Source organism: Pseudomonas violetae (genome assembly GCF_023072615.1).
Taxonomy (GTDB): Bacteria; Pseudomonadota; Gammaproteobacteria; order Pseudomonadales; family Pseudomonadaceae; genus Aquipseudomonas; species Aquipseudomonas violetae.
Genome location: NZ_JAKNRW010000019.1, coordinates 91,792 through 99,963 on the forward strand (window position 1 = coordinate 91,792; position 8,172 = coordinate 99,963).

The 8,172-nt window shown below is 58.2% G+C and carries 6 protein-coding genes and 1 pseudogene; 2 read left to right on the forward strand and 5 right to left on the reverse strand.

Going from position 1 to position 8,172, the window contains the following annotated elements; translation table 11 throughout:
• Positions 1-5: 5 nt before the first annotated feature.
• Together L9059_RS20110 and L9059_RS20115 are read right to left on the reverse strand one after the other, a co-directional pair.
• On the reverse strand, positions 6-1,532 hold the full coding sequence (locus tag L9059_RS20110) for an MFS transporter (RefSeq protein WP_247292678.1): 1,527 nt from the start codon (positions 1,530-1,532) through the stop codon (positions 6-8).
• 118 nt (positions 1,533-1,650) lie between these two features.
• Positions 1,651-2,568, reverse strand: coding sequence for a LysR family transcriptional regulator (locus L9059_RS20115; protein WP_247292679.1), 918 nt, complete (start codon positions 2,566-2,568; stop codon positions 1,651-1,653).
• Between the two features lie 180 nt (positions 2,569-2,748).
• Here L9059_RS20115 and L9059_RS20120 point away from each other — a divergent pair, with 180 nt between their 5' ends.
• Positions 2,749-3,531 (forward strand): RHS repeat-associated core domain-containing protein, encoded by a 783-nt coding sequence (locus L9059_RS20120; RefSeq protein ID WP_247292680.1) that lies wholly within the window; start codon positions 2,749-2,751, stop codon positions 3,529-3,531.
• A gap of 152 nt (positions 3,532-3,683) precedes the next feature.
• Here the strand turns inward: L9059_RS20120 and L9059_RS20125 are convergent, their stop codons facing one another.
• The 3 genes and pseudogenes from L9059_RS20125 to L9059_RS20135 form a co-directional block, all read right to left on the reverse strand.
• Positions 3,684-5,051 carry an HlyD family type I secretion periplasmic adaptor subunit gene (locus L9059_RS20125; protein WP_247292681.1) on the reverse strand — a complete coding sequence of 456 codons (1,368 nt, stop codon included), beginning with the start codon at positions 5,049-5,051 and terminating at the stop codon, positions 3,684-3,686.
• Positions 5,041-7,197 carry a type I secretion system permease/ATPase gene (locus tag L9059_RS20130; RefSeq protein ID WP_247292682.1) on the reverse strand — a complete coding sequence of 719 codons (2,157 nt, stop codon included), beginning with the start codon at positions 7,195-7,197 and terminating at the stop codon, positions 5,041-5,043. The genes L9059_RS20125 and L9059_RS20130 overlap by 11 nt, the downstream gene beginning before the upstream one ends.
• A 42-nt stretch (positions 7,198-7,239) precedes the next feature.
• Positions 7,240-7,387, reverse strand: a pseudogene (locus L9059_RS20135) (TolC family outer membrane protein); the annotation flags it as partial.
• Between the two features lie 549 nt (positions 7,388-7,936).
• On the opposite strand from L9059_RS20135, the gene L9059_RS20140 reads away from it, so the two are divergent.
• On the forward strand, positions 7,937-8,172 hold a 236-nt coding region (locus L9059_RS20140; protein WP_247292683.1), incomplete at its 3' end, for a retention module-containing protein.

Genomic DNA, 8,172 nt, shown 5'->3' on the forward strand with positions numbered 1-8,172 from the left:
AGCGTTCAAGTCGGGGCGCGGGGCGGATAGATCCGTGTTGGCAGCCAGAAAATCATCAGGATCAGCGTCAATGCGACACCGACCATGCACAAATAGAGGTCCGATGCGGTGAGCACGACGACCTGCTGGTGCAACCGATGAGCGAGGCCCACGCTGTCACCGTCCGCCAGGGGCGAATTGCCCAGACGGTCGACCAGCATGGTCGAGTGAAAATGCTGTCGTGCCGTGGTCAGCGCCTCGATCACGCCGGTGGCGATCACCGCCGACAGGCCCTTAACGGTGTTGAACCAGGCCGAGGCGAACGGCCCTTCCATCGGGCTGATGCTGCCGGTGGACAGCATCAGCAAAGGCAGCACCGACATGGGCTGGCCGAAAATCTGCAGCAATTGCATCGGGTAGAAATCGTCGCGAATCCATACCGACGTCAGGTGCGAGCCCCCAAGGCAGGACAGCATCAGCATGCTCAGGCCGATCCCGAGCACCCACCGACAATCGACCCAGCGCATGTTGCACAGCGCCGCCACCAGCGGCAGCGCGATCAACTGAGGCAGTGCGGCCAACAAGGTGATTGGTGCGGTTTGTATCGGGCGATAACCCTGGACTTGCGCTAGGTAGCTGGACGGAATAATGATCACCGCCAGCAGGATCACCAGAACACCGGCCAGGGTCAGCAGAGCGAAAGCCAGGTTGCGGATACCAAGCATCTGCATCTTGAAAAACGGAATCGGTTGCGACCATTCGTTGATCAGGAACAGCACCAGCAGCAATAGCCCGCCGCCGAGCAACGTGCAGATCAGGCTCGACTCGAACCAGTCCAGGCGATTGCCCTGCAGGATGCCGATCACCAGCATGCAGATCGCCGGAAAACCCAACAGCAAACCGCGCCAGTTGAACTGTTTGCAGCGCTCCAGGCGCAGCGGATCCTGAGGCAAGCCATAAGCCACCGCAGCCATCGCTAGCAGGCACGGCACGACGATTTGCCAGAAGGTCCACTGCCAGCCGACATACTCGGTCCACAGCCCGGCCAGCGGGGTGCCCAGGCCGGGACCGAAGGTTGCCGTCAGCGCATAACCCGCCAGGCCGTAAAGCTTCACGTTGGCTGGCAGAAAGCGCAGTGCGACCGTCATCAGCATCGGCGGCAGTGCTCCGCCCGCCAGGCCTTGCAAGGTGCGCATCAGCAGCAGGCTTTCGTAGTTCGGGGCGAACGGGCATAGCACACCGAGCACGCTGAATACGCCGATGGCCCAGAGGGTGAACCGGCGCAAGGAGAAGGTCACCGAACACCACGGAGCGAAGGCCATGGCCGCCACCGAAGTGGCGGTGTAGCTGGCGACCAGCCAGGTACCTTCGTCGTAACCAATGGCCAGTGCGCCGCGGATGTCGGCGAGGGCCACCTTGGTGACCATCTCGTTCAGACCGGACACCAGCACGGCGATCAACACACCGATGAGGCCGATGATGATCCGAAGACCGAATACCGGGGGCGAAGCAGCGGTCGTGGCCATAAGTGCCGGGACCGTGAGGGAAGTCATGTACTGCAGGCTCCGGGATTTGAATACCCGGGTATTTTATGAAGGGTAACAGCTGACGAAAATCAACTTATTGGCAGGTTATAAGTGCGTGTGACGCAATCGTTAGAATAAAAGATCCTTAAGGCTGCGCCGCCAACCAAGTCTCATCACAACATGATTTCAACGTCTCGCGCAGCCAGCGATGCGCCGGATCCTTGTCAAACCGCGGGTGCCAGGCCTGGGTCAGCATGATGGTAGGCAGAGGGATCGGCAGGGTAAACGAGCGCAGCTTCAAGCCCAGGCGCCGGATGCTTAACAACGCTTCCTTGGGCACTGGCAGGATCAGGTCGGAATCCGGCAAAGCAAACATCGCCGCATGAAAACTCGGAGCGATCACCGCGACCCTTCGCTCCAGCCCCAACGCGTTCAGCGCTGTATCGATCGGGCCGCGGGCAATGCCGCGGCGAGACATGCTGATATGGGAAAACCCGGCGTATCGCTCGGCGGTGATCTCCTCATCGAACAACGGATGATCCTCACGGACCAGGCCGACGAAGTGAGTGGCAAACAGATTCTGTACTTTCACCTCTGGCATCAACGGGCGATTGTTGCTGACGCTCAGATCGATCCGCCCCTCACGCAAAGCCTCGTCATCACCATCCCCCTCGGGCACAAAACGCAGCTCACAATGGGGGGCCTGGCGCTCCATGGTGTCGAACAGCTTGCCGCCGTAAACCCCGACGAAAAAGTCATTGGCGCGAATGCTGAAGCGTCGACGCAAGCTCCCCAGGTCCACATCATCCGCCGAGCGAAACAGCAACGAGGCCTGCTCTACCACATCCCGCACCTGCTCACGCAACTCCAGCGCCTTGGGCGTCGGCACCAGGCCACGTCCCGCCCGCACCAGGATCGGGTCGCCAATGGCTTCACGAATGCGCGTCAGCGTTCGGCTCATCGCCGCCGGGCTCAGATTCATACGCCGCGCAGCGCCCACCACACTGCCCTCGTCGAGCAAGGCGTCGAGGGCGACCAAAAGGTTCATGTCTGGGAGTTGCATGCTGAGCACTCGTAACCGATCAGGATTGATCCAACCGCAATCCTAACAGCGATTTGCATTGGCGGGAGACGGCATCAGCGCAAGTGCAAGGACTATCAGTTCTGATAGTTCACAAACTTCCTGAAGCCGCGTAAAAACGAGGAACTGCATTTGCTTTGTAAGCGCTTCAGGAAGTTTTCGATGCCGGTACATTCAGACCATAAAACAAGCCTCAACCGCACCGTGCTACTGGCGACAGACAGTAAAAACTCGGTGCTCGCCGAGTTGGCAGCCGAGACAATCAATGCAATTGCTTATTCTGCTTATGGCCATCAATCCTCGCTGCACGCCGCCATGTCGACAATTGGATTCAACGGGGCTTTACGCGAGGCATTCAACGGGTGGTACTTGTTAGGGAATGGCTACCGGGCCTATAACCCTGGATTGATGTGCTTTCATAGTCCGGACAGCTTGAGCCCGTTCGGAGCGGGCGGTATTAACTGTTATGCCTATTGCTCGAATGAACCTGTGGGTAGCACCGACCCAACAGGACATGTACGTGTCACGAGACTTATCCCCACACGCGCTTTACCTTACAGACCTAACGTCAATGTTAAGAATCCAAAAGTCGCAACTGCTACGCCAGTAACGAGTGTCGCTGAGAGCGGCCTTGAGAAGCACACACAAAGTGCGATCTCGACACCGCTGGCGTCACAGCAGTCGAGACCTTCAGCAATAGTCGAAAGGCCAACCGTCACGAGATCCGATAACTCATCCCTGTTGAACAATGCCGATACCGTGCGGGCGGAACCGCCACCCCCAACGGAAATGCCCGTGCTGAAGAGTCAAATAGATCCTTGGTTTCAACCAAGGCCACAAGGCAAACGGAAAAAGCCAATTCTGGTCGCCTATGGATCAAACTCTGTCGACTCAGAACGACTAACGCTCGTGGTTTCTATTAAGAAGATCCGTTTGAGAACCTGAGCTCAGTCGCGTATTGGTTTGTGTCGTGCGGCGCGCCAGGCTTGGGCCCTCCTGCAGGAGCTCGCTCGCGATGGTCGTCAACGACAACGCTGGCTACCTGACACCCCGAGGCGCTCTCGGGGTTTTCGCGAGCCAGCTCGCTCCTACAAGATTTACCGCTCGTGCAAAGCCTCAGCCCGCGCCCGGATGATCGGCTTGAGCAGATAGCTGAGCACCGTCTTCTTGCCCGTGATGATATCCACCGACGCCACCATTCCGGGAATGATCAGCAGCGGTTTTTCATCCGTGCCCAAGTGGCTCTTATCGGTGCGCAACTTGATCACGTAGTAAGTGGTTTTCTTGTCTTCATCGGTAATGGTGTCCGCACCGATCTGCTCCAGCTTGGCTTTAAGACCGCCATAGATGGTGTAGTCGTACGCGGTGAACTTCACTGTCGCTTCCTGCCCCGGGTGCAGGAACGCAATATCCTGCGGGCGAATCTTCGCTTCCACCAGCAAGGTGTCGTCCAGCGGTACGATCTCGACCAGATCACTTCCAGGCTGAATCACGCCACCAATGGTGTTCACCAGCAGCTTGTTGACGATACCGCGCACTGGCGATGTCACCAGGGTGCGGCTGACTCGGTCTTCAAGCGCCTTGCCGGTGGCCCGGGCCTTGTTCAAGTCGGTGCGGGCTTCGTTGAGCTGAGTCAGTGCTTCGCTGCGGAATTTACCGCGAGTTTCGTCGATTTTACGCTGCACTTCCTTGATCGCCGATTCGGCACGCGGAATTGCCAGGGTGGTCGCGTCCAACTGCCCCAGGGTTTCCACCTCGGCCCGCTTGAGTCGTAGAACTTCCACTGGCGAGACCGCGCCTTGGGCCACCAGCGGCTCGGACATGTTGATTTCCTGACGCTGCAAAGCCAGACCATTACGGTACTGGGACTGCTTGGACGTGAACTCGCGCAACTCCTGCTGGCGCTGGATCAACTGCTCTTTCAGGCCACCGATCTCATCGTGCAATTGCTGGCGACGGCTGATGTACAGCGACTCTTCGCTGGCAGCCTGCCCAGGAACGGCCTTCAACACTTCAGCAGAGAAATTCAGTGGACGGTCATCAACCTCAGCACTCAGGCGCTCCACACGTAGCAGCATCGCCAGGCGATCGGCTTCGGTTTCGCCAACGTTGGAGGCGAAGCGCGTGTCGTCCAGACGGATCAACGGGGCACCGGCCTCGACGATCTGCCCTTCCGAGACAAACAGCTCGGCAACGATACCGCCCTCAAGGTTCTGGATTTTCTGGATCTTCGACGAAGGAATCGCCTTGCCGTCGCCCTTGGTGACCTCGTCGATCACTGCAAAGTTGGCCCAGACCAGGAGGAACAGGAAAAAGCCGATGATGCTCCAGATGGTCAGCCGCACCACGCGCGGCGCATCTTCGATGAGGGCCTTGTTGACCTCCGGAAGCGGCTGACCCTGCAGTGAATCGGTGCCTTTGAAATAGCGGCGGATGGAACCTTTGATTCCGGACTTAAGCAACACTGATCTGCCCCTTTTTCAACGCTTCCATCACCACGGCTTTCGGTCCATCGGCGAGTATCTGCCCGCGGTCGACGACGATCAGGCGATCGACTAGCGACAACAGCGAAGCACGGTGCGTCACCAGCACCACGGTCTTGTTTTCAATGATCGCTGCGAGGCGTTGCTTGAGCCGTTCTTCACCGGTGTTATCCATGGCGCTGGTTGGCTCATCGAGCAGCAGGATAGGCGGGTTGAGCAGCAGCGCACGGGCCAGGGCCACGTTCTGCCGCTGACCGCCGGACAGGTTTTGCCCACGCTCGCCAACCTGCAACTCATACCCCTGCGGGTGCAGGCGGGCGAACTCGTGCACGCCAGCAAGCTCAGCGGCTTGCAGGACCATTTCGTCTTCCACGTAACGGGCGCCGGAGACAAGGTTGTCGCGCAAAGTCCCGGCGAGCAGTTGGATGTCCTGGGGCACATAGCCAATGTTGTGGCGCAGTTCGCTGACGTCGATCTGACGAATGTCGACACCGTCCACCAGCAATGCACCGTCGTCCGGTTGATACAGGCCAACTACCAGCTTGGCCAGCGAGCTCTTGCCCGAGCCGCTTCGACCGATGATGCCGATCTTCTCGCCTGGTTTGATGAGCAGGTTGATGTTTTTCAGCGCCGGGTTCTGTTGTCCGGGGTAAGTGAAATTCAGCTGGCGGCATTCGATACCACCCTGCACCACCTTGCGGCTCAGCGGGCGCTCTTCGAAATTGCGCTCCTGGGGCAACTCCATCATCTGGTCGACCGACTTCATGGTGACCCGCGCCTGTTGATAGCGAGTCAGCAGACCGGACAGCGATGCAAGCGGGCTGAGTGCGCGCCCACTGAGCATGTAGCAGGCGATGAGGCCACCCATGCTCAAGTCGCCAGCGATGATCTGATACACGCCGAACACGATCATGATCACCCCAGCCAGTTGCTGGATCAGCAGGGTGATGTTCATCGCCAGGCCGGACAGCATTTTCACCCGCAGCTCAAGGCGGCTGAGGGTGCCGATGGTTTGCTCCCACTGGTACTGGCGTTCGCTTTCGGCGTTGTTGACCTTCACCGCATCCAGGCCGGCGAGGGTTTCGATCAGGCTCGACTGGCGCTCGGCGCCAAGGGCCATGGTGCGCTCCATGGTCGCGACCAGTGGCTTCTGCAGCGCATAACCGATCAGCAAGGCAATCGGGAAGGCTAGCACCGGAATCCACACCAGGTGTCCCCCGAGGATCGCGATAACCATGAATATCAACAGTGTGAACGGCAGGTCGATCAGGCTGGTGAGGGTCAGCGAAGCGAGGAAGTCGCGCAGGCTCTGAAACTCATGGATGTTCTGCGCAAAGCTGCCGACCCGGGCTGGCCGAAACTTCATGGACATGCCGACAATTCGCTCGAACAGTGTCGCCGAGATGATCAGGTCGGTTTTTTTGCCGGCAAGGTCCAGGCACAGGCTGCGCAGGCTCTTGAGAATCAGGTCGAACATGTAGGCACCGCAGATGCCGATAGCCAGCACCCAAAGTGTGGACTCGGCCTGGTTCGGCACTACGCGGTCGTACACGTTCATTACGAACAATGGTGCCGCCATGGCGATGACGTTGATCAGGAAACTGGCGGCGATGGCATCGGCATACAGCCAGCGCGAACGCTTTAGGGTGTCACGGAACCACGACCTCGCACGAGGGATCAGTGTGCCGTGATTGACGTCGAATTTATGCTGGGGTTGGGCGAAGAACACTTTGCCGATGTAATCGTCGGCCAGCAGTTCGCGAGCTACGAGGCTTTCACCGCCATCGCTTTCGCTCAATAGAACGCGGGCCTGGTCTTCACCCTGCCAGCCGAGCAGTACAGCGCTTCGACCGTCCTTGAGCAGCAACAGCGCCGGCATTGCAATTTCCGGGATCTGCTCCAGCTTGCGCACCAGCACTCGCCCTTGCAGCCCGGCGCGGGCCGCAGCACGCGGCAGCAACTCAACGCTCAAGCGCTGCTTGGGCAACGGCAGACCTGTGGTCAACATCGCAGCGCTGGCGGGTTTCTGATGCAACGTGCAAAGGGCTAGCAGACCGTCCAGTAACGGATCGTCATGCAACGCGCGTGGATCATGGATGAGATGAACTCGACTGACTTCTGATTCCACGCTCGGCACTCTTGGCTAACAATTGAACGATAAAGGTTCTGCTCAATCCGTACCGGGCAGTTGGACCTTGGCTTCACGTTGTTTGCACAACGGATGCCAACGGTGCGACCACTCCTTGGCTCTTGAGCAACTTACCCATGGTCGCCTTGATTGGGTATTGAGTAAATAACTGAATATTTCTGATCCGCGCAGAACACGGATTGTTGACGCGCGGCGGCGAAGCACGCCGCAGATCCGACAACAGCAACTTGCGACATCCATGGACTTCATGTGGCGCGACTCAAAATCTTCGAGCACCAGCCTAAGTCCATCACCGCTCAAGGTGATGCAAAACGAGCGGCCAGGAGAAATAGCCGAGACCGAATCGATAGCAAATGCACGGTATGAATATTCCGCAATTTGTTGTCCTAAATCACTGCAAAACGTGCATCTACAGCGGATTCTGAGCAGGCAGATGACCGCTTGTCGGAAAGTACAAAATGAGTACTGGATCACACGGTTCGGCACAGGTCCCAGCCCGAATATCAATGTGACATTACCCGGGCGATTGTTTAGGATGGCACCCAGAAGGTCAATAGTTTGGCATATAGTTTATAGCCAAAAAACATAGCCAGAATATTGACACAAAAAAGCGTCAAAGTTGTAACTATTATTGCAGGAACCAGCGTCCAGACTGATTAGGCAAGAATGCCATCAGGTCCATGGAAGTCTACTGAACGTGACACCCGGAGAGTCTTCAATGAGCAGTGTTGTTGCCATCGTCAAAAGCATTGTTGGTCAAGTTTTCGTGGTGTCCCCAGAGGGCATCCGGCGCGTGCTTGTTGAAGGCGATCGCCTGTTCGTCGGTGATCAGGTAGACACTGGCCTGGCCGGCGCTGTCACCCTTGAGTTGGCCGACGGCCGCACCCTGGACCTGGGCCGCGAGACGCAATGGAGCGGCAGCGCTCCGGACTCCAGCACCGACCTGGCCGAGGC